Source organism: Mesorhizobium sp. B3-2-1, assembly GCF_006439515.1.
GTDB lineage: Bacteria > Pseudomonadota > Alphaproteobacteria > Rhizobiales > Rhizobiaceae > Mesorhizobium.
The window spans coordinates 1-24,733 of the sequence record NZ_VFTI01000043.1 but is presented as its reverse complement, the minus strand read 5'-3'; the positions used below and the strand labels follow the sequence as shown (position 1 = coordinate 24,733).

Below are 24,733 nucleotides of genomic sequence, written 5' to 3'. Positions count from 1 at the left end.
CGCCACTTGAAATCGATCCGACAACAGGAAAGCATTCGACAGGCCGCTCTGTTCCCGTTCACGTGCGCAGCACCCGGTAGATCGCGGGGATGACCAGCACCGTCAGCAGCGTCGAGGACGCCAGGCCGAACAGCAGGGAGATCGCCAGCCCCTGGAAGATCGGGTCGGTCAGGATCACTGCCGCGCCGATCATGGCGGCAAGTGCCGTCAGCAGGATCGGCTTGAACCGGATGGCTCCAGCCTTGATCAGCACCTCGCTTAGCGGCCTTTCAGGCGACGCCGCGTGGCGGATGAAGTCGACCAGCAGGATCGAGTTGCGCACGATGATGCCGGCCAGCGCGATGAACCCGATCATCGAAGTGGCCGTGAACGGCGCGCCGAACAACCAGTGCCCGCCGAGGATGCCGATAAAGGTCAATGGGATCGGGGTGAGGATCACCAGCGGCACCTTGAACGACCCGAACTGCGCGACAACCAGGATGTAGATACCGAGCAGCGCGACCCCGAAGGCAGCCCCCATGTCACGGAAGGTCACCCAGGTGACTTCCCATTCACCATCCCACAACAGGGTCGGCCGGCTTTCATCCTCCGGCTGGCCATGCAGCGCGATCGCGGGCTTCTGCAAGCCGGTCCAGTCCTGAGCGTCGATGGCCTTGCCGACAGCCAGCATGCCGTAAAGCGGCGCCTCGAAGCTGCCGGCAAGCTCGGCCGTCACCATTTCGGCGGCGCGGCCATTGTGCCTGAACACCGGGAACGAAGCGCGCTCCGGCGTCGCCCGCACGACATCGCCGAGTTCGACCACGCCGCGGTCGCCGGGCAGGACATTCGACGGGATTGGCGTGGTCAGGAAGCGCTCGTCGAGCGTCTTTTCGCCCTTCGGCCGCTCGATGCGGATCGGGATCGGCTGGCGGCCGCCGCCGCGATGCGAATAGCCGACGGTCTTCCCGCCATTGAGGATGGCGAGCGTGTCGAAGACGTCGCTTTCCTCGACATGGAAGAACTCCGCATCGTCGGTCGAAATCGTGGCGCGCAGCCGGCGCGCGGGCTGGCCCCAGGAATTGTCGACGTCGACGATGAAAGGCACGGAGCGAAACGCCGTCTCGATCCTGGCGGCGACCTTGCGGCGCGTCTCGCCGTCAGGTCCGTAGATCTCGGCCAGCAGGGTCGCCATCACCGGCGGGCCGGGCGGCGGCTCGACGACCTTCAGGCTGGTACCTTCCGGCACCGGGATCGTTGCGATGCGCTGGCGCACATCGAGCGCGATCTCATGGCTGGAGCGGGTACGGTTCGCTTTCGGCAGCAGGTTGAGCGCGACGTCGCCCTGCTGCGGCTCGGTGCGCAGGACGGCATGGCGGACGAGGCCGTTGAAATTGAAGGGCGCCGCCGTTCCGGCATGTGTCTGGACCGTTCGGACCTCCTCCAGCTCGAGAACCTTGGCGGCGACGGCCTGCGCCACCGCATCGGTCGCCTCGACGGAAGACCCTTCCGGCAGGTCGATGGTGACCGACAGTTCGGACTTGTTGTCGAAGGGCAGGAGCTTGACGGTGACATGCTCTGTGTAGAACAGCGCAAGCGAGCCTGTCGTCAGCAGGCCGACGGCAAGGAGGAAAGCCCAGCTCGCCTTCTTCGAGGCCAGGATCGGCCGGGCGACGGCTGTGTAGGCGCGGCCGAGCGGACCGCCATTGCCATGGTCTTGACGGGCGTGCACCGGCGCCCGTCCGGCGAGTTTGAGCATCAGCCACGGCGTCACCATCACCGCGACGAAGAAGGAGAAGATCATCGCCGCCGAGGCATTGGCCGGGATCGGGCTCATATAGGGTCCCATCATCCCCGAGACGAACAGCATCGGCAGCAGGGCGGCGACCACGGTCAGGGTGGCGACGATGGTCGGGTTGCCGACTTCCGCCACCGCCTCGATTGCCACCTGGCGCCTGTCGCGTCCGTCGCCCATGGCCCAGTGGCGAGAGATGTTCTCGATCACCACGATGGCGTCGTCGACGAGAATGCCGATGGAAAAAATCAGCGCGAACAGCGAGACGCGGTTCAGCGTGTAGCCCATGACGCGCGAGGCAAACAGCGTGAGCAGGATGGTCACTGGAATGACGACGGCCACGACCATGGCTTCGCGGCGGCCGATGGCGATCCAGACCAGTACGATGATCGAGATCGTGGCCAGCCCGAGATGGTAGAGGAGCTCGTTGGCCTTGTCGTTGGCGGTTTCGCCGTAGTTGCGCGTCACGTCGATCGAGATATCGCCGGGGATCAGTCCGCCTTGGAGCAGGGCGACCCGGTGCAGGATAGCGTCGGCGACGGCGACCGCGTTCGATCCGGCGCGCTTGGCAATGGCGAGTGTGACCGACGGCACGCGCTCGACGCCGGCTCCGGCCCTGGTGACCGTGGATACCAGTGCTTCACCGGCGTCGGTGGCGAAGGCGACGTCGGCGACGTCGCGGACATAGACGGGGCGGTTGTCGCGCGAGGTCAAGAGCAGGTTGCCGATCTGGTCGGGCGAGGCCAGCGTCTCGCCGGCGACGATATCGATCTGCTCGCCCTGATTTCGCACGCGCCCAGTCGGAAAAGCCTTGTTGGCGCCGGAAACCTTGGCCGCGAGCTGCTGCAGGGTGACGCCGTAAAGGGCGAGCTTCTCCGGGTTCGGGTTGACGCGGATGATCTCTCCGGTCTCGCCGACCAGATAGGTCAGGCCGACATTGTCGATCTTGGCAATCTCGGTGCGCAGTTCGCGCGCGATGCGGGTGAGGTCGTTGGCAGTCATGCGCGCGGCCGCCTCCGGCTTCGGCGACAGCGTCAGCGTGACGATGGCGACGTCGTCGATGCCGCGGCCGACGATCAGCGGCTCGGGCACACCGATGGGAATGCGATCCATGTTGGCGCGCACCTTGTCGTGGACGCGCAGCACCGCGGCGTCCGACGATGTGCCGACGACGAACCGGGCGGTGACCATCACCTGATCGTCGCGGGTCTGGGAATAGACATGCTCCACGCCGTCGATACCCTTGACGATCGTCTCCAGCGGCTCGGTGATCAGCTTGACGGCATCGTCGGCCTTCAGCCCGTCCGCGCGCACGAAGATGTCGACCATCGGCACCGAAATCTGCGGCTCCTCCTCGCGCGGCAGCGTCAGCAGCGCCACCAGCCCGAAGGCGAAAGCCGCGACCAGGAAAAGTGGCGTCAGCGGCGAGCCGATGAAGGCCCGCGTCAGCGCGCCGGCAATACCGAACGATGCTGGATCTTTCATGGCGTGATCACGACATCGCCGGCCGCGAGGCCTGTCAGGATCTCGACATAGTCGCCGCCGGCGCGCTTGGTCCGCTCGCCGGCGACCACCGCACGTTCGGCATCGCCGCCGCCGGTGGCGACGCGCACGAAATCGATCCCCGAACGGGTCTCGATCGCCGATGCCGGCACCAGCAGCGCGGAGCGCTCGGCGACCGGCAGCTCGACCAGAACCCGGGCATCGATGAAATTGGTATCGAGATTGTCGACCTCGACATCGGCGACAACACGGCCATTGTCCATCTGCGGATAGATCTTGGCGAGCCGGCCGGCGGACTCCTTGCCGCCGGCATTGATGCGGATGGCGGCTCCCTGCTTGAGGGACGCCGCGTAACGCTCCGGAATGGCCAGCCGCAGGAACACGCCGCCACCCCCGATGGTGGCCACCACTTCACCGGCCATGATGACGGCGCCGCGCGTCACCGGCACGGCCAGCACGCGGCCATCGCCGGGAGCAAGGACATCGCCCTCGGCGCCCTGCTGCACGATCACCGAACGCTGCGCCTCGGTCGCGGCAAGCTGGTTGCGCGCGACGTCGACCTCGGTGCGCAGCTGATCGAGACGCTGCGCGGTAATAACGCCCTTGTCGACCAGGGTCTGGCCACGTTCGAGTTCGGATTGAGCCGTATCCAGCTGTGCCCGCAGGGCGCGCAGCTCGGCATCGAGCGCGGCGACCTGAAAGGCGATCTTGTCGTCCTGGACGGTGGCGATCTTCTGCCCCGCCTTGACCATGTCGCCCTCGGTGATCGCCAGCTCCACGACAACGCCGCCGATGCGGGCGCGCGCCGGAACGGTGTCGCGCGCCTCGACACGGCCGTAGACCGCCTTCCATTCGGTCACCGTGGTCGGCGCCAGCGTCAGCGTGCCGGCAAGCGCCGGAGAGGTAGCCAGCAACGCGGCGAACAAAAGAGGCATGCGCATCCGGATATTCCTTAGAATGCGCATCCCGGCTTGACGCCGAGCTTGCGGAAGACCATCGCCGCCGGGCAGAAGCCGGTGAACGCCGACTGCAGCATGTTGAGCCCGACGAAGACCGTCAGCCAGACGAACAGCGGCGAGACAAAGGCGGTGAGCACGACGGACAGCAGCACCATGATGCCGGCGAAAGCGAGAACGGAACGGTCTAGGGACATCGTCATCTCCATTTGTATATGATCATATCTAAATATATGAATGTTATCGCTGGCCGCAAGAGGCGGCGCCAGATTTGCCGCCGGCGGCTGCGGACCGTCGTCGCGCCCGCCAACCGGCCCCATCGCCGGCTTACCTTGGTCAGTCAGCCGGGACATCCACGGATGCCTCGACTTTGATCTGCTTGAGCTTGTCGATGCCCAGCACCTGCAGCACCAGGCGTTCGTAGAAGGGTTCGGCCTTGCCGGTCCTGATCTTGTGCAGGAAATACTTCTCGAAGCCGACCTTGGCGGTGTGCACCCATTTGCCGGAAGACGACCAGTTGACGTTGCGCGGCGGGATCTGCGGCTGCGCCACGAAGGCCACGCCGGAATCGCCGAAATCGGCGAGACAAACCGCATTCCATGTGCCCTGGGCATCGGGCGCGATGCCTTTGACCAGCCGGCCGATGTTGCGGGCCGTCGCGATGACCATGGATTCGATCATGAAGCCGGTCTTGGGCACGCCTACCGGAACCGGCGTCTTGCCGATCGGCGGGATGGCAACGCAGACGCCGACCGCGAATATGTCGGGGAAGGCTGGGTTGCGCTGGTGCTTGTCGACGAGGATGAAGCCGCGCGGATTGGTGAGGCCTTCGATGCCGCGCACCGCCGCCACGCCACGGAACGCCGGCAGCATCATGGCGAAGGCATGCGGCAATTCATGCGCCTGTCTGACCGACCCATCGTCGGCGATTTCCTGGACGAACATCTTGCCCGGCTCGACCCTGTCGATCTTGGCGTTGCAGATCCACTTGATGTGATGCTGGCGCATCTCGCTCTCGAGCAGGCCCTTGGTGTCGCCAACGCCGTCGAGGCCGAGATGGCCGATATAGGGTTCCGAGGTGACGAAGGTCATTGGGACGCGATCGCGCACCTTGGCGTCGCGCAACGCCTTGTCGAGAATGAAGGTGAACTCATAGGCGGGCCCGAAGCAGGACGCGCCCTGGACCGCGCCGATGACGACCGGACCGGGCTTGGCGACGAGCGCATCGAAGGCCGTCTTGGCCTTGAGTGCGTGATCGATGTGGCAGACCGACTGGGTATTGTGCTCAGGCCCGAAGCCTTCGATCTCGTCGAATGCCAGTTCGGGGCCGGTGGCGATCACCAGATAGTCGTAGGTGACGGATGAGCCGTCATTGAGTTCCACCGTGCGCTCGACCGGGTGAACGCGCCTGGCACCTTGCGGATGAAAGCCGATGTTGCGCCGCGCCAGCACCGGAACAAGGTCGATTTCGATCGCTTGCCGGTCGCGCCAGCCAACGGCGACCCAGGGGTTGGACGGCACGAATGAATAGTGGCTGCCATTGTTGACCACGGAAACCTGATGTTCGCTCGCCAGTTCGTCGCGAAGCTCGTAGGCCATGATGGTACCACCCAGCCCGGCACCCAGGACCACAACATGCGCCATGCTCTATCCTCCCATTGCGGCGGTGCTTGCGTGCAGAGCCGATGTTTGCCGCTCCCGCAGACAGCGACGTTGGCTCATCTTGCGCCCTTGCGACCGGTTGCGACTTGATGCGGGTCAAACGATCCTGCCAGTGTGGATTTCCCGCAGGGTCATCGACCCGTCGGCTTGACAGGCGACAGCATCGGGCTAATATTATGCGCAACTGTTAATATTCTAATGTGTTCATATGCGCAATAAGAAGGTCGCCGAATTGGACAAGAGGGCGCGCGAGGCATCCGAACTGCTCGCGGCAATGGCCAATGAAAAACGGCTGATGATCCTGTGCCACCTGCTGGACGGCGAGACATCCGTCAACGAACTGGCGGACCTCGTCGCGATGAACCAGTCGGCGCTGTCGCAGCAACTGTCGAAGCTCAGGGCATTGAAGCTGGTCGACACCCGCCGCGACGCCCAGCAGGTCTACTACCGCCTGGCTTCGGAGGAGGTGGAACGCATACTCCAGACGCTCTACGGCATCTACTGCGACCCCGAGACGAAAACGGCCAAAGCCAAGCGTGGGTGACGTCCGCCGGCACGGCTGGCGCGAGGGTCGGAGCCTGCCCTGCCTTACGCCGATTTCCTCAATCGGCCGGCTGCATGGTATCGCGGAAGACGCTCGACAAGGTGTATGCGTCAAGTTCTGCAAAATTGGGCGGCCCTGGAAGGCCATGCAGTCGCCAATGCATCGAGTCGGACTGAACTGACTAGGTAGTATCCCTTAGGGACATAACCGAATTTCGCGATCTGCGGATTCGCGCGATTGCTGTGTCACGGAACAACCGGGGACACAGCCATGTACGCTCGACAGATCGCCAAGATTGAACTGCAGCCGAGCCCTTTCGCTCCCCTCGACGGGGCTATGGCGCAACCAGTCAGCTTCTTCCCGGCCGGCACGGAGATCTACGCCCAGGGCGAAAAGGCCGGGCCTCTTTACCAGGTCGAGTTCGGCGCCGTGCGTGTGTACCGGCTGCTGGCTGACGGCCGCCGGCAGATCAGCGCCTTTCATATGGCCGGAGAGACTTTTGGCTTCGAGGCCGACGCCACGCATCATTTCTTCGCAGAGGCAATCAACGCGACCGGTATCCGCGTTGTCCGGATCGCCGCGGCCGCGGACATGTCCCGCCAGTTGCTGCCGCTGGCGCTCAAGGGTTTGATCAGAGCCCAGGAGCATCTGCTGGTCCTCGGCCGCCAGAACGCCATCGAACGGGTCGCGGCATTCCTGGTCGACATGGCGGAACGTCAGGGCGGCTTGTGCCAGGTCGATTTGCCGATGTCGCGCCTGGATATTGGCGACTATCTCGGCCTCACCATCGAGACCGTGTCGCGGGTCTTCACCCGCCTCAAGGACAAAGGCGTCATTCGCCTGCTCGGCCTGCGCAGCATCGAAATCCTCAAGCAGGACGTGCTTTTGGACATGGGCGAATAACCGCCCTCACCGCTGCGACGAAGCCAGACCACAGACCAAGGATCAGATGCAATGAACAAGACGCTCACCACCCACACGGGATTCCGTTTCCAAGTGCGCGGCGCGCGCCCCGAGGACGAGCCGGCATTGGCTGAGTTTTTCACCCATGTGACGCCTGAAGATCTGCGCTTCCGCTTTCTCGGCGCCGTGCGGGAAGTTTCGCACGAACGGCTGGTTGCCATGACGCGCTCGGATGATGCTCATATCCATAACTTCCTTGCATTTGCACCAGAGGGAATGTTGATCGCGGTAGCGACGCTCGCCAGCGATCCGACCGACCGGCATGGCGAGGTCGCAATCTGCATTCGCGACGACCGCAAGCACCTGGGTGTCAGTTGGGAGTTGCTCGCCCACATTGCCCGCCACGCGGATGAGCAGGGTCTCGACATGATCGAGTCGATCGAAAACCGGGAAAACCACGCAGCAATCGAGCTCGAGCGCGAGATGGGCTTCACAGTCACGACTGACCCGGATGACGCAACACTCGTGCTGGTCCAGCGCAAGCGGGGCGCCAAGTTGCCGAAGTAAGGTGCGGCAGCGGCCCCAGCAGCTTGCGGACCACTCAGACTGTGTTCAGCGCGCGCGCCACGGGCTGTTCCTCGTCAGCCGGAACGACGAGAATGTCGACGCGGTTGCGCGCTGACACTCTGTGCACCTTTCCGATTCAAATCATCATCGATTCATGGCAGCCGGCGGCAGACTGACGCACGACGAAATCGTCACCCAACCGGGCGGTGACTGCGAGATCACCGAAGCCTGATATTGCTGAAAGGAAGTGATCGACGCTGTCGCTATGGCAGCTACTGACCTGCCCGCCTAGCGTCCGCTTCGTGACGCCGTCGGAGTTCCTCGCGGAAAACGCTTCTTGCCTCCTTCAGGCTGCGCTTGCCGAGAAGCCTGGCGAACCTGGCGACGGTCGTCTTCGAGACGCCGGCGCTGGCAGCAATCTCGAGCGCACTGTCGAAAGCCAGAAGTTCAGGACGCGCAAAGGCGACGGCGGCGAGTTTTTCGACTTGCGGCGGGAAAACGAGCTCGCGACAAGCAATCCCTCCTTTCAGGTCCGCAAAGGTCGCCGACCGATTGGCGCCGTGATCTGAAACCGACATGTCCCACCACCTTCGCGCAATCCTTCAGATCTCGCTCATCGACACGGTGCGCCGCTCTTCCACCGACTTGATGCATGCCAGAGCGATCGCAAGCGCGGTGCGCGCGTCCTGACCGGTCGGCCCTTTGACCACGCCGCTGCGAACCGCGCCTACGAAGGAGGCAAGCTGCGCGGTGTAGCCGTGCACGAAATGATCGGTGTCGCGCCGCCACGTATCGCTGGAGACGCCGTTTTTGTCGAAGAGGGTCATGCTCGAGCGGCGCACGTCGCCCATGGTGATCATGCCGCCCGAACCGAAGACTTCGCCGCGAATATCGTAGCCGTACATGGCGGAAAAATTGGCTTCGGCTACGGCGATCGACCCGTTGTCGAAGCGGATTGTGACGACGGCCGTGTCGTGGAAGCCTTTGTCCTTGGCATCGGGGCGCACGAGCGCATCGGCGATTGCCGTGACCTCGACCGGCCGAGCTGCGGGGTTGAGCCAGACAAGCGTGTCGAAGTCGTGGATCAACGTCTCGTAGAAGATCGTCCACCGTGGCGTCTTTTCCGGATTGCCGCCATAAGGGCCAGGATCGCGCGTCAGCGACCGGATCAATTGCGGCGTACCCACCTTGCCCGCATCGATCGCGGCGCGTCCTTCGGCGAAAGCCTGATCCCAGCGGCGGTTGAAGCCTACCTGGAGCGGCACGCGAGCGCTGGACGCGGCGGCGATGGCGCGATCGGCCTCTTCGAGGGTCAGTGCCATAGGCTTTTCGCAGAAGACGGCCTTGCCGGCCACGGCCGCCTGAACGGCGAGGCTGGTGTGGAAGCGTGCCGGCGATGCAATGATGACGGCTTCGACCGCCGGATCGGCGAGCACCGCCGACACGTCGGTCGCGGCGGTTGGCACATCCAGATTTCTGGCGAGTGCCTGCGCCGCGCCCTCGGCCGGATCTGCGATCGCGACCAGATTTGCGTCGACAAGCCGGCGCACAACGGTTTCAGCGTGGAAGGAACCGATGCGGCCAGCCCCGATCAGGGCGATGTTCACGGGGCGTTGGGCAGGCATTTGATACTCCGAAATTCAATTGACGAGAAAAGGGTGGCCTAGCAGGTGAAAGCCTGGCGGAAGCGACTGAGCGCGAGCTCGTCGTCGCCCGACGGCCAGGCCTCCATGCCGATGACGCCGCGGTAGCCCATCTGGTAGAGGGCGCGGGCGATGGCGGGGTAGTTGATTTCTCCGGTACCCGGTTCGTTGCGGCCGGGAACATCGGCCACTTGGATCTCCCCGATGTGGGGAAGCGCAAGGCGGCAGAGCTCGATCAGATTCCCTTCGCCGATCTGCGCATGGTAGAGGTCGAGGTTGAGCTTGAGCGACGGCCGGTTGACCGACGCGACGAGCGCGATCGTGTCGGCCGCCTTGGCGAACGGTGTTTTCGGGTGGTCGACAGCCTCGTTGAGGTTCTCGAGCACGAAGGTCACGCCTTCCTGCTCGCCAAGGTCGGCGATGCGATTGAGCGTATCGCGGGCCTTGAGCCACATTTGGCCGGTCACGTCTTCGGACTTGACGACCGGCAGCCCCTGCCCGTCGAGCCCCGTGCCGTGAAGGTTGAGCCGCGGGCAATTCAGCTCCTTGGCGACCGGTATGGAGAGTTTCGCCGTCCTGATCAGCTCGTCCGCGCCCGCGTCATCGGCGAGCGTGCCTGTCACATAGCCGGTCATCGAGGAAAACGAGGCTCCAGACCTGGCAAGCGCGGCAATGTCGTGCTTCGTCCAGTCCCAGATCTCGGCGGCGAAGCCAAGTTCGGTGATCCGCGCGAGGCGATCGAACACAGGTAGCGAGCGGAACACCATCTCCGCGCAAACCGCCAAGGTGAAGGGTCCCGCGGTCTCAAGGGCCGTTGTCATCATCAATATCCCGTTCGAGGTTAGATCGTTCCGCCGAGCTCGTCGGACAGGGTCTGCAGTTCCTTGCCGCCGGCCATCATGTTTTGCAGTTCATCGATGCCGATCTCGCCTTTGGCGCAGGTGCCAAGCGTCTTGCCCCGGTTGAGCACGGTGAACCGGCTGCCGACAGCATAGGCATGACGGACATTGTGGGTGATGAAGATCACGCCTAGGCCCTTCTGCTGAACCTGATGGATGTATTTCAGCACCATCGATGTCTGGGCGACGCCCAGCGCCGAAGTCGGTTCATCGAGAATCAGGACCTTGGCCCCGAAGTAGACGGCGCGCGCGATGGCCACGCATTGCCGCTCGCCGCCCGAGAGCGTGCCGACCGCCTGGTTGGGGTCGCGGATGTCGATGCCAATCTTGCGCATCTCCTCATGCGTCACGGCATTGCAGTGCTTGAAGTCGATGTGACGGAACGGCGGGATGCCCTTGAGCGGCTCGCGGCCCATGAAAAAATTGCGGGTGATCGACATCAGCGGGATCATCGCCAGATCCTGATAGACCGTGGCAATGCCGGCATCGAGCGCGTCGCGAGGGCTGTTGAAGGTGACACTTTTGCCCTCGACGAGGAAGTCGCCGCTGGTCGGACGAACGACGCCGGAAAGCGTCTTGATGAGCGTCGACTTGCCGGCGCCATTGTCGCCCAGCAGGCACAGCACCTCGCCTTGCGACACCTTCATCGAAACGCCCGACAGCGCGATGACGGAACCATAGTGCTTGACGATGTTGTTGACCTCGATGACGGGCGGCGAGGTCACTGTCTTGCCATCAGCCATGATCAGCGCTCCCCTGTCACCTTGCGGCGGATGAAGTTGTTGAAGAGGACGGCCAGAAGCAACATCGAGCCCAGGAACACCTGGAACCAGTCGGAGTCGAACTGGGTGTATGTCAGGCCGATGGAGACGAGGCCGAAGATGATCGCGCCGAAGAAGGCGCCGATCGCCGAGCCATAGCCGCCAGTCAGCAGGCTGCCGCCGATGACGGCCGCAATGATGGCCTCGAATTCCTTCTGAAAGCCGCGGCGCGCGTCCGTCGAGCCTGCATCCAGCACGGTGATGATGGCAACGAGCGCCGCCGCGCACGCCGTCAGGGCGAAGAGCCCCGTCTTCACGCGGTCGACGGGCACGCCGGAATTTCTCGCCGCTACCGGATCGCCGCCTGCCGCGAAGATCCAGTTGCCGACGCGCGTGCGCAGCAGCATCCAGGTGGCGACCCCCGTGATCCCGACGAACCAGAGAACCGAGACCGGCACACCCGTCACCTTGGGCACGCCATTGTCGAATTTCTCGATGAGATCATGCTCGGCCAGCCAGTTGAACAAGGGTTGGAACGCGACGCCCGAAAACACCTGCTTCAGCAATCCGTCGCCGACGACATCCTCTATCCCGCGCAGTTGGGTCGAGCCGCCAGTCGCCCATTTGAGGCCGACCAGGGTCAGGCCACGCAGGATGAACAGGAAGGCAAGCGTAACGATGAACGAGGGCAGCCGCGTCCTGATGACGATCTGCCCGTTGACCGCGCCCATGACGGCCGCAAGCAGCAGCGTGAAGACGATGGAGATCCAAAGCGACTGACCGAAATTGGTCAACAGCGCGCCGAAGATCAGGCCGGTGAAGGCCACCATCGAGCCGATCGAAAGATCGAACTCGCCGCCGATCATCAAGAGCGAGGCGGCGACGGCCAGGATCCCCAGTTGCGACGCCGGCGCCAGGATGGTCATCAGGCCGGAAAGCGAAAACATCGAGGGGTCGGCGGTGAAGAAGAAGAACACCACCACCAGGACCAGCCCGGCGACGGCGCCGAGCTCGGGCCGGCGCATCATATGTGTGAGAAAACCGACTTGCCTGATCCGCTCATCGGGTTTCGCGGCAGCGGCGCTCTGTTGTTCGATCTGAGCCATGATTCCTCCCCATAGCGTGCGAAGTTGCCGAGGTGCTCGTGTCCGGACGGTGTTGCGGAACTTGCGGCTGGCGGTCGAGCGCCCTCCCCGAAACCGGGGAGGGACCGTCGACAATCGGCATTGGGCAATGCTTGATTCAGCGAATGCCCTTGGCCGACAATTCGACGACCTGCGCCGCCTTGTCCTTGGTGATCAGGTTCGGGCCGGAAGGCACGTTGCCGCCCGGGATCAGGCCGTATTTCGCATAATTCGCCAGGAAGACGACCGGCAGATATCCCTGCAGGAACTGCTGCTGGTCGATGGCAAAGGCGGCGTCGCCGGCCGCGACCGCCTTCAGGAAGTCCGCCGAAAGGTCGAAGGTGGCGACATTGATCTTGCCCAGCTTGCCGACATCCTTGACGGCGGCCAGCGATGGTTCGCCGGCGGTGCTGGCGCCGAGCGCCATGATCGTGTCGATGTCGCCGTTCGCGCTCAACGCCGCCTTCACCTTGGCGCGGACGTCGGCGGGATCATTGGAAACCGGCAGAACCTTCACATTACCTGCAAAGCCGTCGCCGAAGCCTTTGCAGCGCTGGTCGAGTGCGACATTGCCGACTTCCTGGTTGACGCAGATGGCTGTCTTGCCGCCCATCTCCTTCAGCTTCATTCCCGCCGCCTTGCCGGCGCTATACTCGTCCTGGCCGACATGCAGGAGAGCGCCGAGCGACTGCGAAACATCGGAGCCGGAATTTATCGAGATGACCGGGATTCCGGCGGCGACCGCCTTCTTGATCGAGGGCCCAAGCGCGGAAGCGTCCGGAATCGAGACGATCAGCCCGTTCGGCTTCTGATTGACCGCCGCGTCGATCAGCTGGCTCATCGCCACCATGTCGAACGTCTCGGGTGCGCGATAGTCGACCTTGACGCCGACATCCTTGGCGCCCGCCGTCACGCCGTTCTTTACGACCGACCAGAACGGGTCGTTGGCCTGGCCATGGCTGACGACGATGATCTTGACGTCCTTTGCCGAAGCGATCTGGGCACCAGTCACAAGGCAGCCGAGCACGGCCGCGCCGAAGGCAAGCTTCCTCACTATCGATTTCATTTCGATTCCTCCAAATGGGCGCGGCTTAGCGGCGCCCCTCCTCCATCTTTCGGCGCATTCACACGCGCCGATGCTCCCGTCTGGCTACCTCTTTGCTACCGGTAGCAAACGTGCATATTCATAGCGGCGGGGGAAGGAATGTCAACGTCCATTTCATTTTGCCGTAAAATGAAATAGGCATTCCATATGACGACGCGGGCGGGAAGAGTGATGGCTAAGAGGGCGACTGCAAGAGACGTCGCGGAACAGGCGGGCGTCTCCAAATGGACGGTCATTCGCGCCTTCACGCCGGGGGCATCGATCACCGAGAGCAGCCGTGCCAAGGTCATGCTTGTCGCGGAAAGGCTGAACTACCGGCCCAACCTGCTGGCCCGAAGCCTTGCGACCAATCTTACGCATCAAGTGGCCGTTCTCGTCGACGACTTCGAAAATCCCTACAAGCTGTCGTTCCTCGAGCGGCTAACTCTCGAACTTCAATCGGAAGGTCTCGTTGCCGTCCTGATCAACATCAACGAGCATTTCGACCACGTGCATGCGCTTCTCAACGCCGATCAGCGCCAGCTGGATGCCGTGATCATGTGCGGCACCGCTTTCAGAACCGAAATGCTGCAGGATATCAGGCTGGACGGAGCGGCCCCGATGTTCGTTCTGGCACGCGACAGCCAGATCCCCGGCGTGCCTGCGATCAACTGCGACACCACCCTGGCCATCAAGGACCTGTGCAGGCATCTGTATGGAAAAGGATACCGACGCCCGGGCTTCATGGCCGGACCAAAGACTTTGTCGACCGCGCTTGGCCGGCATCGGGGCTTCAAGGCATTCTGGAAGGCTCACGGCATCGCCGAGATGCCGGAACTGGTGGCGCACCATTATAGCGCGGCCTCGGGCGCGGAGGCTGTGCGGCGCTATCTGAACGAGGTATCGCCCGCTGATCGCGTTGACGTCCTGCTGTGCGAAAACGATGTCCTGGCCTTCGGGGCGATGGACGTCATCCGCGGCGAGTTCGGCTTGAAGGTGCCGGCAGACATCGCCGTGGCGGGCTTCGATAACACGCTGTTCGCTGCCGCTCCGGCCTATGATCTAACGACATACGAACAACCCGTCGAGGCAATGGTGAAGGCAACCGTTGCCATGATCTTGGGCCGCGAGCCCAAGAAGACGGTGATCATTCCCGGACGACTGGTCGTGCGCGGATCCGCGTGACGCCAGGTAGGTGCCGGTAAGCATCTGTTCCGTGCGAAGGAGGCGTTCTGACCGCCGCGAAGTCGCCTATTGGTGTTCGGACGCTCGCGCGACGACGAACAACGATGTTCCAACTGAAAGTCGACATTGGCTCCTGACCCAACAGCTATAGACCGGCGCGCTGTAGCTCGAACCGGACCTTCGGAAACGGCTGGAACGCTCTGCTGGTTGAGGCGACTTCAGGCTCTGGCAAGATTCAGGGTTTGCAGGAAGCCGCGCCGCGGTCTCAAGCGCTACCCGCGAGGCTATCATTGAGAGGTCGGTAACACGTCCCGATCGCGGAAAGCCGTTTGGGGCGCTCTCAATTTTGGTGCGGTCGCCCGCAGACGCAACTGCTTTGACGATATAGGCGCTCCTCGTGAGTGACCAGTCAAACTCCCTCGCTGCCTCAGAACCGGGTAAGGCGCTCTGCGGGTTGTGGCGACTTCAAACCCTGGCATGAGCACTCCGGATCAGCCGGTAATCTTGCGGCAGTTTCCAGCGCAACTCGCGATGCTGTCATAGAGAGGCTTGGCAACACGTCGTCCTGAAGCAATTCCTGGCGATTGCGGTCCATATAATCGTTGAAGCCCGCCGTCACGAACGCACAAGGCACGAAACAGGCGCCGATCTCGCGCGACAAGGTCGCTTCGGGGGCGATCGAATGGTTGAGCACGTCGGCTCCCATGCTTCGAAACGCCAGGGCTTCGGCCGGGGTTGTTAGCCGCGGCCCGTAACAGTGGGCAGCGACCAGCTGCTGCTCGATGCCATGAACGCGGCATTGGGACGGCCAATGACGGCGGGCGGTTTCGACCAGAGCGGCCGCGCATATTGGGCATACGATCTGCTTGCCCGAGCAGTCGAAGCTCTGGCGGCCAGGGAGCAGTGAAAACGGCGTCTGCGTCAGTTCGATGATGTCGGCGGGCACCACCATGTCGCCGGGCTTGATCGCCTTGTTGACGGCGCCGATGGTCGAGCAGGCCAGGATTTGCCTTACACCCGCGCTCATCAACACCCAGAACGCGCGGCGATGGCAGGAATGGTCGATATGGTCGCGAGGGTTGCCGTGCGAATACATACATAGCGCCTGTTTCGTTTTGCCTTCGGCGGTAATCGAGGCATCGAACTCGATGAGCTTCCAGTGGTCGGTGCGGCCAAAGGGTGTCTCAAAGCTCATATCGCGCTGTAAGGTGCGCACGCCGTCGACTTCGACATCCTCCGGAAAGGCCAGTCCCCAGTTTGCCGAGCCGGTGATGATCGCCAGCCCCACCTTGGGTATGTCTGTCGAATGATCGGCTGCGATAGGATTGATTGGCATGTTTTCGGTCTCAGTCAGGATTTTTGGCGAAGGGTAACGATCAGGATGACGGCCACGACAATGGCGGTCCACAATGTCGAGATCGCCGCGATGGTCGGATCGATCTGGTCGCGCAGCGACAGGAACATGAGTTTCGGCAGCGTGCTGTTTCGACCACTCGCGACGAAGATCGAGATGACAGACTCATCGAGCGAGGTCAGGAAGGCCATCAATGTCGCCGACAACAGGCTGATTTGAAGTTGCGGAACGATGATGCCGCCAATGGATCTGGTCCAGTCGGCGCCCAGGCTGCGCGCCGCCTGAACCTGGTTCCAGTCGAAGCGGGCAAGAGCGGGCGCCAACACAATGCAGGCGACCGGGATGGCCAGCACCACATGCCCGACCAGCACGCCGAACAGCGTTCCGACCAGGCCTTGCGCCGCCAGCACGAAGAAGAGGCCGATCGCAAGCAGGATTCCGGGCACGATGGAGGGGGTGAGCAGAACGCCTTGAATGGTCGCGGCGGCCCTTCCGCCGAGCCTGTTCATCGAGATGCAGGCCAGTAGCGCCAGCGGTACGGCAACCGCCGCCGTCAAGGTCCCAAGAATCAGGCTCGTCCTCAGCGCGGCCATCCATGTGGCTGAGCCGAAGAAGTTCTCATACCAGCGCAACGAATAGGCGCGCGGCGGAAACTCGAGAAGGTCGGACGCCGAAAAGGAGAGCGGCACGACGACAAGCGTCGGCAGTATCAAGAACGCCATGACAAGCGCGGAAAAGCCCCATAGAAGGACGCGAGCGAGCCTGTTGTCCAGATAGGCCTCAAGCATGGGCCGCGCCCATCTTGTTGTGTGCCATCAGCCGTCTTGCCGCCAGGAGCATCACAGCGATCACCGCCATGAGCACGAGGAGCAGAATGCCCAGGACGCTCGCCGAGCCCCAATCCTGGAAGGTCGACAGCGTGCGCTCGATCCGGATGGAGAGCGGATTCACCTTGCCGCCGCCAAGCACCGCTGGCGTGATGAAGAAACCGATCGTGTAGATGAAAACAATGATCGAACCCGAGAAGATGCCGCCGGCAGAAAGCGGCAGAATGACCGTGCGGATCACTTGCCCGAGCGTAGCGCCCATACTGGCAGCGGCGCGAATGAGGTTTGTGTCGATATCGCGCATCGCGGCGTAAACGGGCAGCAGAAACAGCGGCAGCATGTAGTGAACCATGCCGATGAGCGTGCCGGTGAAATTGTAGACCAGCGGCAGTGGCTCCGCGGTCAGCCCTGACCCCGTCAAAGCCGCGTTGATCAAGCCATCGCGCCGCAACAGCACGAGCCAGCCATAGGTGCGCACAAGAATAGAGGTCCACAAAGGCAGCATGACGAAGGCCATCAGCACGTTGGCCACCCTTGGCCTGGCGCTGGCCAGCGCGAGCGCCAGGGGAGTGCCGAGAAGGATGCAGGCCGCCAGCGTGCCCAGCGACAGTTCAAGGGTTGTGACAAGCGCCGCCCACGTCAGCCCACTCGACAGGACCTTCTCGTAGTTGCCGACGGTGTATTCCCCAGCCGTAGTCAGGAAGGATTGCCGGATGATCCAAAGGAGCGGCAGTATCGCCGCCAGTCCAACGATGAAAAGCGCCGGAAGCGACAGCGAAAGGAAGAACCGCCGCTCGCGTCGGCCGTCCGCGGCAAGAACGGGATCGGCGGCGATGGTCACGCAATCGCTCCCGGAAGCGCGTGAACTTTCTCCGCTGGCGCATAGGCGGTCACCCGCTGACCGGCCGCAAGCTCGGCGCAGCCGCCAGCCAGTGCCGCCGGAATACACACAAGGATTTCCTGCCCACCGTCAAGCGCGAGCGTCAATAGCCAGTTGTCGCCGCGAAATGCCTTGGCGCGCAGCGTCCCCTCGAGCGCCACTCCGTCCCGGCCGACCAGACTCGCATCGAGATGCAGGCTTTCCGCACGGATCATCAGGGTCTCGCGCTGCGCTTCGGCACCGTCGATCCTGCGCGCCAGGCCCGGCGCCACGATATTGGCCTCGCCCATGAACTCCGCGACGAAGCGGGTCGATGGACGATCATAGATTCGCTGCGGCGCATCGATCTGCTGGATGCGGCCGGAATTCATCACCGCGATCCGGTCGGACATGGTCAATGCCTCGCGCTGGTCATGGGTCACATAGATGGTGGTGATCCCCAGATCGTCGTGCAGGCGCCGGATCTCGTATTGCATGGTCTCGCGCAGATTCTTGTCGAGCGCCGACAACGGCTCATCCATCAGCATCACGCGAGGTTCGAAGACGATCGCCCGCGCCAATGCCACCCGCTGCCGCTGGCCGCCGGACAGGGCGGCGACGCTGCGCTCCGACAGACCTTCCAGTTTCACGCGAGCCAAGGTGTCAAGCGCCCGCTGACGCGCCTCCGCCTTCGGTATCCTGCGCAGCGCCAGCGGATACTCGACGTTGGCGAGGACGTTCATGTGGGGAAACAGGGCGTAGTTCTGGAATACTATGCCGATCTCCCGCTTGTTGGGGGCCAGGCGGGTGATGTTGCGATCACCCAACAGGAGCTTTCCGGCATCGGGCCGGACAAAACCGGCCAGAGCCATGAGCAACGTGGTCTTGCCCGATCCGGACGGGCCCAGCAGCGTGAGGAACTCGCCGGCCCTAATATCGAGCGAAACATCGTCCAGCGCGACGTAAGACCCATAGGCCTTACGCACGCTGTCGACGGTGATCGGAAGCGATTTCATCATGCGCTCCGGCCCTGCAGTTGATGCATTGGAGCGTCAGCGGCTGATCATTTCATCGAAGGCCTTTTGTGCGGCTTCGCCGTTCTTGACCCACCAGTCGGCGTTCGAGAACACTGAAGTGCCGGCATTTTCGGGCGCCGTCGCCAGGGTCCTCAAGCGGTCCTTTGGGATAAGGCCCCCTTCATATGCGGCAGGGTTGACCGGACCATAGGCGATGAAGTCGGTGAGCTTTGCCACGCGCGCGGGCTGCGTCATCGCTGCAATGAGCTTCATGGCCGCATCCTTGTTCTGGGCTCCCTTCGGCACACCAAGGCAGTCCGTGCCGATTACGGAACCCTTGAACGTGTAGTCGACGGCGCCGCCATCTGCCTTGACCGTCTGGGCCCGTCCATTCCAGGTAACGACCAGATCCGCTTCGCCGTCTTTCAGCAACTGCGCCGACTGAGCTCCCGAGGTCCACCATACCGAGACGCTTGGCTTGATCGCCTCAAGCCGCTTGATGGCGCGCTGCAGGCCTTCCGGCGTGCTGAGCACAGGATAGACGTCCGCCGGCGTCACGCCGTCGGAGAGCAGTGCGATCTCGATCAAGTCCTGCGCATTGGCGCGCAGAGCGCGACGGTTCGGGAACTTGGCGACATCCCAGAACTCCGCCCAGGTCTTCGGCGGGTTCTCGCCAAAGGTCTTGGTGTTCCAAGACATGACGGTGCCGTAGGAGTCGAACGGATAGCAATAGTCCGACTTTGCGCCGGCCGGCACGGACTTGGGATCGATGATCTTGTAGTCAAGCGGCTCCAGCAGCGACTGTGCAGCCGCCTGCGCGCCTTCCGGTGAACCGAGATGGATGATGTCGGTGGTGACCGCACCCGAGGTGACCTGCATCTTCAACGCGGCAAGGCCGTCGCTCTGCGTCTCCTCGCGGACATCATAGCCAAGCTCTTTGGCGGCGGGTTCCCACATGGCTTCCTTCATGGCCTTGCCGTAGTCGCCGCCGGCGGTGGTGATGGTGACCGTTTGGGCATAGGCGGGCAAGGCAGCCGAGACTGCGATCAAGGCCAGGGAAATGCGTGGTAGCCAGGACATGGGTTCTCCTCCTCCAGGATTCATCAAAATGTCGCTTAGGTGGGGTTTTTATTAATCGTAACGTTACGATTTCAGTGAAATGCGATGGAGTCAAGCGGCTTTCAAATGGACCATTCGGTTGTGGTGGCGTTGGATTTGACCGTCAGGTCGAATCCGGTAACGTTACGAAGCTCGGCAAAATCAGCCGACGCTTCCGCAAATCAAGTCGGGCGACATGGCCAATCTAAAACAGATAGCGGCGGAACTTTCTCTTTCGGTAACCACCGTATCGCGCGCTCTGAAGGACGGGCCGGAAGTGCATCCCTCGACCGTGGCGCGGGTCAAGGAGGTGGCCAAGCGCGTCGGCTACGTGCCGGATCATCACGGTCGCGCGCTCAAAACCGGACGGACCATGACGCTGACGGCAGTGCTGCCGATGGAGACGAGCGATTACTTGTCCGATCTGGCCAAGCTTCCCCTGATCGAGGGCATGACGCTGGCGGCGCGGCAAACGGGCTATAGCCTGTCCATATATTCCACCACACCAGACGACGATCCGGTCGAAAGCATGCGGCGCCTGCTCCAGGCGCACAGCGCGGACGGACTGGTCATCACGCGCATGGTCTCGGGCGATCCGCGCGTCAAGCTGCTGCTCGACCAGGCGATACCGTTCGTCACCTTCGGCAGAACCGACCTCGACATCGCCTATCCCTATGTCGATATCGACAATGAGCAGATCGCCTACGAGGCGACCCGACGGCTCATGGACAAAGGGTGTCGGCGTATTGCGCTGCAACTTCTCGTGCCGAAAGACCAGGCGAGCGCCACGCGTCTGGCAGGCTATCAAAGAGCGATTGCCGAGGCCGGCATTGCGGTCGACCAATCGCTGATCGGCCACGGCACATTCACGATAGAATCGAGCGCAGCCTGGTTCGATCGCCTGCTGGCGTCGTCAGATCCGCCGACTGGCCTGGCATGCGCCAATGAACTGGGCCTTCTTGGAGCGTTGCACGCACTCGGCCGGCGGGGCCTTGAGCCGGGCCGCGACGTCCACATCGTCGCCCGCGACAACACACGTCTGGCGCGCTTCCTGCCGGCGAAGATCGGCGTTCATTCCGTCGACATGGCCGCGGTTGGGCGGACACTTGTCGAAGTGCTGGAGAGGAGAATCACTAATCCGACGGGGCCGGTGGAGACAATCTTGTTCAAAGGTGAATTCGACCCTGGTGAACAGGCGGGATGCACGAACAATTTGGCAGTTGATTGAAACCGCCGCCATGTATTCGAAGTATCTCAGTTCCGTGAATCGTCACCGATTGCCTCTCGATTGACGCGGTGGAGTTTTCCCCACAATCATAGCCACGGAACTTCGCCACCCGGCTGCGAGCGACCGTATGATGAAGACCATAGGAGCGAAGAATCCAAAGAGCTCCCCGCGTCTCCACCTGCGTCTGATAGCGCCCAACCAAGGTGCTCATGGCCGCCGGATACGCAACGCTGCGATCCTCATCGGATGCGTACACCATTACCGCAACCGCGGTCGCGGGAAATGTCTGCTTCCGAGCAGCAGCAAAACTGGCCTCTACGTCGAAGATAGGCGCGAAGCCGTCGTTCAACAGGCGCAGCGAGAACGACGGCCATAAATAATGGTTCTGCGGAAGCCCCCTTCCAAGTCAGGATAACGCAGCTGCAATGACCATTGCGACACGGTTGCTGTTTTCGCACTAGCTTATTTGCACCCGCAACCTATCGATGTGGCGGGCCAAACCATCCCGATCGCAGGCCGTTACCGCCTTTTGCCGCCCCTATCGTCCAGTGGTCTTTTCAGCCTTGAAACAACTGGGCTATGAATGGCTGTGCGCAACCCGATTGACGAACAGGAGCAAGGGTAAAAGATAGAGACAGGCGTAGATCGTCCTCCCCGGCCTGGATCATGTTCATGCCAGAGCGATCGAACTCAGTCGTGTGTAGAACAAGCGAACTGGCCCACTTCAGGTCGAAGTTGGCCATAAGTGATTGATATTGAACGATTTTGGTGGGCCCGGAGGGACTCGAACCCCCAACCAAGCGGTTATGAGCCGCCGGCTCTAACCATTGAGCTACAGGCCCCACGCGGGCTGGATTAATGTTTTTCGCATCGCGGCACAAGGCTTTACCTGCGGGGTTTCGCAGATCGCCCAAATCACCCCATAATCGCGCTCTACGCGACCCCTGCGACCTGATCGCAGACCAAGGAGATTTTTCATGACCAGACATCTTTTGCCCCTCGCGCTCGCCGCTGCAATCGCTTTTCCGGCGATGGCTGGAGCCGCCGATCTGCCGACGCCGCCTCGCATCATCGTGTCCGGCGAGGGCGAAGCAGCCGTCGCCCCCGATCTGGCGGTCCTGACGCTCAGCGTCATGCGTGAAGCCAAGACGGCGCGTGCCGCACTCGATGCCAACAATGACGCCATGGCCGCCGTGATCGCCGCGATGAAAGCAGCCGGCATCAAGGATCGCGACCTGCAGACCGCAGGCATCCAGATCAACCCTCGCTACAACTACACCAACAAGCCGGACGGCAGTCAGGACGCCGAACTCGTCGCCTATCAGGTGACCAACACGCTCTCGGTGCGGGTACGCGATGTCGACAAGACAGGCGAGATCCTCGACAAGGCGGTGTCGCTCGGCGTCAACCAGGGCGGCGGCATCGCCTTCACCAATGACAATCCGGCGGCCACCGTCAGCGAGGCGCGCAAGAAAGCTGTCGCCGACGCCATGGCCAAGGCCAGGACGCTGGCCGAGGCGGCCGGGGTCAGCCTCGGCCGGGTGCTCGAGATCACGGACCAGAACATCAGGCCGGCGCCAATGCCGATCAACGCCAAGGCCTTCGACGCCGCCGCCGGGGCGGCACCTGTGCAGGCCGGCGAGAACGCCTACAATGTCCAGGTCACCGTTACCTTCGAACTCAAGTAATCGGTTGAGGCGATGGCCGGTCCCCGCCGGCCATCCGTCCCCCGTTGGCACCCATGAAAAACCCCGCGGGATCGCTCCCGCGGGGTTCTTTCGAGCCGCGCCCGTTCAGCGGTTGATGATCGGGCAACCGCGCTCGTTGGCGAACACGATGACGACACGGTCGCCGTACTGACGGCCCATCACCTTGACCACGCGGCGATTGGCATCGACGATGCGGGCACGGTGCAGCCCCATGCGCTCGGCCTTGTCGAGGGCGCGGTCCGGCGAGCAGCCGCGGCGCCAGTCGTCGCGGCGCTCATCCCGGCGGTGGCGATAGCCGTCGTCGCCGGCATAGACGCCGAAGCGCGGATCGTTGTTGTTGCCGAAACCAAGATAGAGGCTGTCGGCATGGGCGGGAATGGCCGCCAGCGTGCCGAGGCCGACCAGAGCAGAAAGCGCTGCCGTCTTGATGGTGGTGTACATGGTTCTCTCTCCTTGTTGCGGGCTTGCGCCCGTCCTCGTGAAACCGATGGCGGGAGAATGCACTGGCCTGTCTGAACTATTTACGAACTCGCCGTTCATCTGCGGTTCATGTGGCGCCGGCGGGCGAGGCGCTGGTCATTTGCAAATCCCTTGCCGGCCCAAATTCCTTGCCGGCCCAAATCCCTCGCCGCATTGGACGATATTCGCGCCAAAAACCCTGTCCCTCGCCGGGTTCTCGACATCTGCGCGGGTCAAGGCTCGTCGTCGAGCATATAGTCAAAATAGTCTTCCGGTTCGGCCAGTTCGGTCTCGCTCGCCTTGACCCGGCCGCGCATCGAGATGCCGGCCTCGTGCACGGTCTCCGCGCTGCCCGAGATCAACCGGTGCCACCAGTAAAGGTCGCGGCCCTCGGCCACCAGCCGGTAGGCGCAGGTGCTGGGCAGCCAGCTGATGGTGCGCACATTCTGCGGCGTCAGGCCGACGCAATCGGGAACGCGCGCCAGCCGGTTGGCATAGTCGGCACAGCGGCAGCTCTCGGCGTCGAACAGCCGGCAGCCGACGCTGGTCCAGTAGATTTCACCGGTGTCCTCGTCCTCGAGCTTCGACAGGCAGCACTTGCCGCAGCCGTCGCAGAGCGATTCCCACTCCGTGGGGCTCATCGCTTCCAGCGTCTTGGTTTTCCAGAACGGCGTTTCCATTTCCGGCATGTGGCCCCAGCCGCCGCCAAGGTCAAGCGCGGCGACAGCCAGAATGGCACGGCAACTCGGCCGAATGACACGAATTTGCCTTCAAAAGGCCGGCCAATAGCCCCGTACGGCCCCTAACGATGGGCCGCTGGAACCAATTTCGTAAAAAGCGGTTTCGGCAAGGATGGGACCCCACAAGGAGAATTTCGATGAAACGCCAACCACGGATTCTGGCAGGCACAGCCCTTGGCCTGTTGATGGCATCCGCGCCGTTAGGCGCGTCCCCGCTTCAGGGGACAGCCGCGTTCGGCCCCATGCAACGCGGCGCTGTGCCTTTGATCCTGGCCCAGGCGGCCTGCGCCGAGGGCGAATCAGCCGAAGCCTGCGCACAGAAGCAGGGCGAGCAGAAGCCCGAGCGCAAGAAGCGTGAGCAGCAGCAGACCGAGCAGGCACCGGCGGCGCAGGCCGCTCCCGCAACCGAGGACCAACAGCCGCGCAAGAAGAAGCGCGACCAGCAACAGCAGACGGAGTCCGCCCCGGCCGCCCAGCAGCCAGCCCCTGCGGTCGACGAACAGCAGCCGCGCAGGAAGAAGCGCGACCAGCAGCAGCAGACCCAGCAGGCTCCGGCCGCCGAGGCCGCGCCCGCCACGGACGAGCAGCAGCCGCGTAGGAAGAAGCGCGACCAGCAGCAGCAGACCCAGCAGGCTCCGGCCGCCGAGGCCGCGCCCGCCACGGACGAGCAGCAGCCGCGTAGGAAGAAGCGCGACCAGCAGCAGCAGACCCAGCAGGCTCCGGCCGCCGAGGCCGCGCCCGCCACGGACGAGCAGCAGCCGCGTAGGAAGAAGCGCGACCAGCAGCAGCAGACCCAGCAGGCTCCGGCCGCCGAGGCCGCGCCCGCCACGGACGAGCAGCA

Annotated in this window: 23 protein-coding genes, 1 tRNA gene and 1 pseudogene; 7 read left to right on the top strand and 18 right to left on the bottom strand. The window is 63.1% G+C overall.

Features of this window, described 5'->3' with window-relative positions; all coding sequences use genetic code 11:
• Window positions 1-58: 58 nt before the first annotated feature.
• The 4 genes from FJW08_RS29710 to FJW08_RS29695 form a co-directional block, all read right to left on the bottom strand.
• Window positions 59-3,256, bottom strand: coding sequence for an efflux RND transporter permease subunit (locus tag FJW08_RS29710; RefSeq protein WP_140813417.1), 3,198 nt, complete (start codon window positions 3,254-3,256; stop codon window positions 59-61).
• A complete protein-coding gene (locus tag FJW08_RS29705) occupies window positions 3,253-4,215 on the bottom strand; it encodes an efflux RND transporter periplasmic adaptor subunit (protein ID WP_246682656.1) in 963 nt (320 codons plus the stop codon). The genes FJW08_RS29710 and FJW08_RS29705 overlap by 4 nt, the downstream gene beginning before the upstream one ends.
• A gap of 11 nt (window positions 4,216-4,226) precedes the next feature.
• A complete protein-coding gene (locus tag FJW08_RS29700) occupies window positions 4,227-4,427 on the bottom strand; it encodes a DUF2892 domain-containing protein (protein WP_140813415.1) in 201 nt (66 codons plus the stop codon).
• Between the two features lie 139 nt (window positions 4,428-4,566).
• Window positions 4,567-5,874 carry an FAD/NAD(P)-binding oxidoreductase gene (locus FJW08_RS29695; RefSeq protein WP_140764935.1) on the bottom strand — a complete coding sequence of 436 codons (1,308 nt, stop codon included), beginning with the start codon at window positions 5,872-5,874 and terminating at the stop codon, window positions 4,567-4,569.
• Between the two features lie 226 nt (window positions 5,875-6,100).
• Between FJW08_RS29695 and FJW08_RS29690 the strand changes: the two genes are divergently transcribed.
• The 3 genes from FJW08_RS29690 to FJW08_RS29680 all read left to right on the top strand — a co-directional run bounded on the left by FJW08_RS29690 (window position 6,101) and on the right by FJW08_RS29680 (window position 7,906).
• The gene (locus FJW08_RS29690) at window positions 6,101-6,436 is read left to right on the top strand and encodes a metalloregulator ArsR/SmtB family transcription factor (RefSeq protein WP_140764933.1); all 336 of its coding nucleotides are present in this window, start codon (window positions 6,101-6,103) and stop codon (window positions 6,434-6,436) included.
• A gap of 270 nt (window positions 6,437-6,706) precedes the next feature.
• The gene (locus tag FJW08_RS29685) at window positions 6,707-7,339 is read left to right on the top strand and encodes a helix-turn-helix domain-containing protein (RefSeq protein WP_140813414.1); all 633 of its coding nucleotides are present in this window, start codon (window positions 6,707-6,709) and stop codon (window positions 7,337-7,339) included.
• 51 nt (window positions 7,340-7,390) lie between these two features.
• Entirely contained in the window at window positions 7,391-7,906 is a 516-nt protein-coding gene (locus tag FJW08_RS29680; RefSeq protein WP_140813413.1) for a GNAT family N-acetyltransferase, read from the top strand.
• Between the two features lie 272 nt (window positions 7,907-8,178).
• On the opposite strand, the gene FJW08_RS29675 is transcribed toward FJW08_RS29680, so the two are convergent.
• From FJW08_RS29675 to FJW08_RS29650, 6 genes are all read right to left on the bottom strand, one after another.
• A complete protein-coding gene (locus tag FJW08_RS29675) occupies window positions 8,179-8,484 on the bottom strand; it encodes an RpiR family transcriptional regulator (protein WP_140813412.1) in 306 nt (101 codons plus the stop codon).
• Window positions 8,485-8,508: 24 nt separating this feature from the next.
• Window positions 8,509-9,531 (bottom strand): Gfo/Idh/MocA family oxidoreductase, encoded by a 1,023-nt coding sequence (locus FJW08_RS29670; RefSeq protein ID WP_140813411.1) that lies wholly within the window; start codon window positions 9,529-9,531, stop codon window positions 8,509-8,511.
• A 38-nt stretch (window positions 9,532-9,569) separates the two neighbouring features.
• Window positions 9,570-10,370 (bottom strand): TIM barrel protein, encoded by an 801-nt coding sequence (locus FJW08_RS29665; RefSeq protein WP_140813410.1) that lies wholly within the window; start codon window positions 10,368-10,370, stop codon window positions 9,570-9,572.
• A 20-nt stretch (window positions 10,371-10,390) separates the two neighbouring features.
• A complete protein-coding gene (locus FJW08_RS29660; RefSeq protein WP_140813409.1) occupies window positions 10,391-11,191 on the bottom strand; it encodes an ATP-binding cassette domain-containing protein in 801 nt (266 codons plus the stop codon).
• A 2-nt stretch (window positions 11,192-11,193) separates the two neighbouring features.
• The gene (locus FJW08_RS29655; protein WP_140764916.1) at window positions 11,194-12,315 is read right to left on the bottom strand and encodes an ABC transporter permease; all 1,122 of its coding nucleotides are present in this window, start codon (window positions 12,313-12,315) and stop codon (window positions 11,194-11,196) included.
• Window positions 12,316-12,451: 136 nt separating this feature from the next.
• The gene (locus tag FJW08_RS29650; protein WP_140764913.1) at window positions 12,452-13,399 is read right to left on the bottom strand and encodes a sugar ABC transporter substrate-binding protein; all 948 of its coding nucleotides are present in this window, start codon (window positions 13,397-13,399) and stop codon (window positions 12,452-12,454) included.
• Between the two features lie 210 nt (window positions 13,400-13,609).
• On the opposite strand from FJW08_RS29650, the gene FJW08_RS29645 reads away from it, so the two are divergent.
• Window positions 13,610-14,602: a LacI family DNA-binding transcriptional regulator gene (locus FJW08_RS29645; protein ID WP_140813408.1), complete on the top strand. Its 993-nt coding sequence runs from the start codon at window positions 13,610-13,612 to the stop codon at window positions 14,600-14,602.
• A 427-nt stretch (window positions 14,603-15,029) separates the two neighbouring features.
• Here FJW08_RS29645 and FJW08_RS29635 read toward each other — a convergent pair whose 3' ends face one another.
• The 5 genes from FJW08_RS29635 to FJW08_RS29615 form a co-directional block, all read right to left on the bottom strand.
• Window positions 15,030-15,890, bottom strand: a complete 861-nt coding sequence (locus FJW08_RS29635; protein ID WP_224596102.1) for a 5'-methylthioadenosine phosphorylase — start codon at window positions 15,888-15,890, stop codon at window positions 15,030-15,032.
• 62 nt (window positions 15,891-15,952) lie between these two features.
• Window positions 15,953-16,744, bottom strand: a complete 792-nt coding sequence (locus tag FJW08_RS29630) for an ABC transporter permease (protein WP_140764904.1) — start codon at window positions 16,742-16,744, stop codon at window positions 15,953-15,955.
• Window positions 16,737-17,624, bottom strand: coding sequence for an ABC transporter permease (locus FJW08_RS29625; protein WP_140813407.1), 888 nt, complete (start codon window positions 17,622-17,624; stop codon window positions 16,737-16,739). Before FJW08_RS29625 ends, FJW08_RS29630 begins: the two co-directional genes overlap by 8 nt.
• Window positions 17,621-18,658, bottom strand: a complete 1,038-nt coding sequence (locus tag FJW08_RS29620; RefSeq protein ID WP_140813406.1) for an ABC transporter ATP-binding protein — start codon at window positions 18,656-18,658, stop codon at window positions 17,621-17,623. The genes FJW08_RS29625 and FJW08_RS29620 overlap by 4 nt, the downstream gene beginning before the upstream one ends.
• Window positions 18,659-18,694: 36 nt before the next feature.
• Window positions 18,695-19,738 (bottom strand): ABC transporter substrate-binding protein, encoded by a 1,044-nt coding sequence (locus FJW08_RS29615; protein WP_140813405.1) that lies wholly within the window; start codon window positions 19,736-19,738, stop codon window positions 18,695-18,697.
• 214 nt (window positions 19,739-19,952) lie between these two features.
• Between FJW08_RS29615 and FJW08_RS29610 the strand changes: the two genes are divergently transcribed.
• Entirely contained in the window at window positions 19,953-20,984 is a 1,032-nt protein-coding gene (locus tag FJW08_RS29610) for a LacI family DNA-binding transcriptional regulator (RefSeq protein ID WP_140813404.1), read from the top strand.
• A 766-nt stretch (window positions 20,985-21,750) separates the two neighbouring features.
• On the opposite strand, the gene FJW08_RS29605 is transcribed toward FJW08_RS29610, so the two are convergent.
• Window positions 21,751-21,826: transfer RNA gene (locus tag FJW08_RS29605), tRNA-Ile, on the bottom strand.
• 135 nt (window positions 21,827-21,961) lie between these two features.
• Between FJW08_RS29605 and FJW08_RS29600 the strand changes: the two genes are divergently transcribed.
• Window positions 21,962-22,672, top strand: coding sequence for an SIMPL domain-containing protein (locus FJW08_RS29600; protein WP_140813403.1), 711 nt, complete (start codon window positions 21,962-21,964; stop codon window positions 22,670-22,672).
• Between the two features lie 105 nt (window positions 22,673-22,777).
• On the opposite strand, the gene FJW08_RS29595 is transcribed toward FJW08_RS29600, so the two are convergent.
• A complete protein-coding gene (locus tag FJW08_RS29595; protein WP_140761277.1) occupies window positions 22,778-23,134 on the bottom strand; it encodes a hypothetical protein in 357 nt (118 codons plus the stop codon).
• A gap of 251 nt (window positions 23,135-23,385) precedes the next feature.
• A complete protein-coding gene (locus tag FJW08_RS29590; RefSeq protein WP_140813433.1) occupies window positions 23,386-23,832 on the bottom strand; it encodes a YcgN family cysteine cluster protein in 447 nt (148 codons plus the stop codon).
• A 197-nt stretch (window positions 23,833-24,029) separates the two neighbouring features.
• Between FJW08_RS29590 and FJW08_RS29585 the strand changes: the two are divergent.
• A pseudogene (locus FJW08_RS29585) lies at window positions 24,030-24,733 on the top strand (flagellar motor protein MotB); the annotation flags it as partial.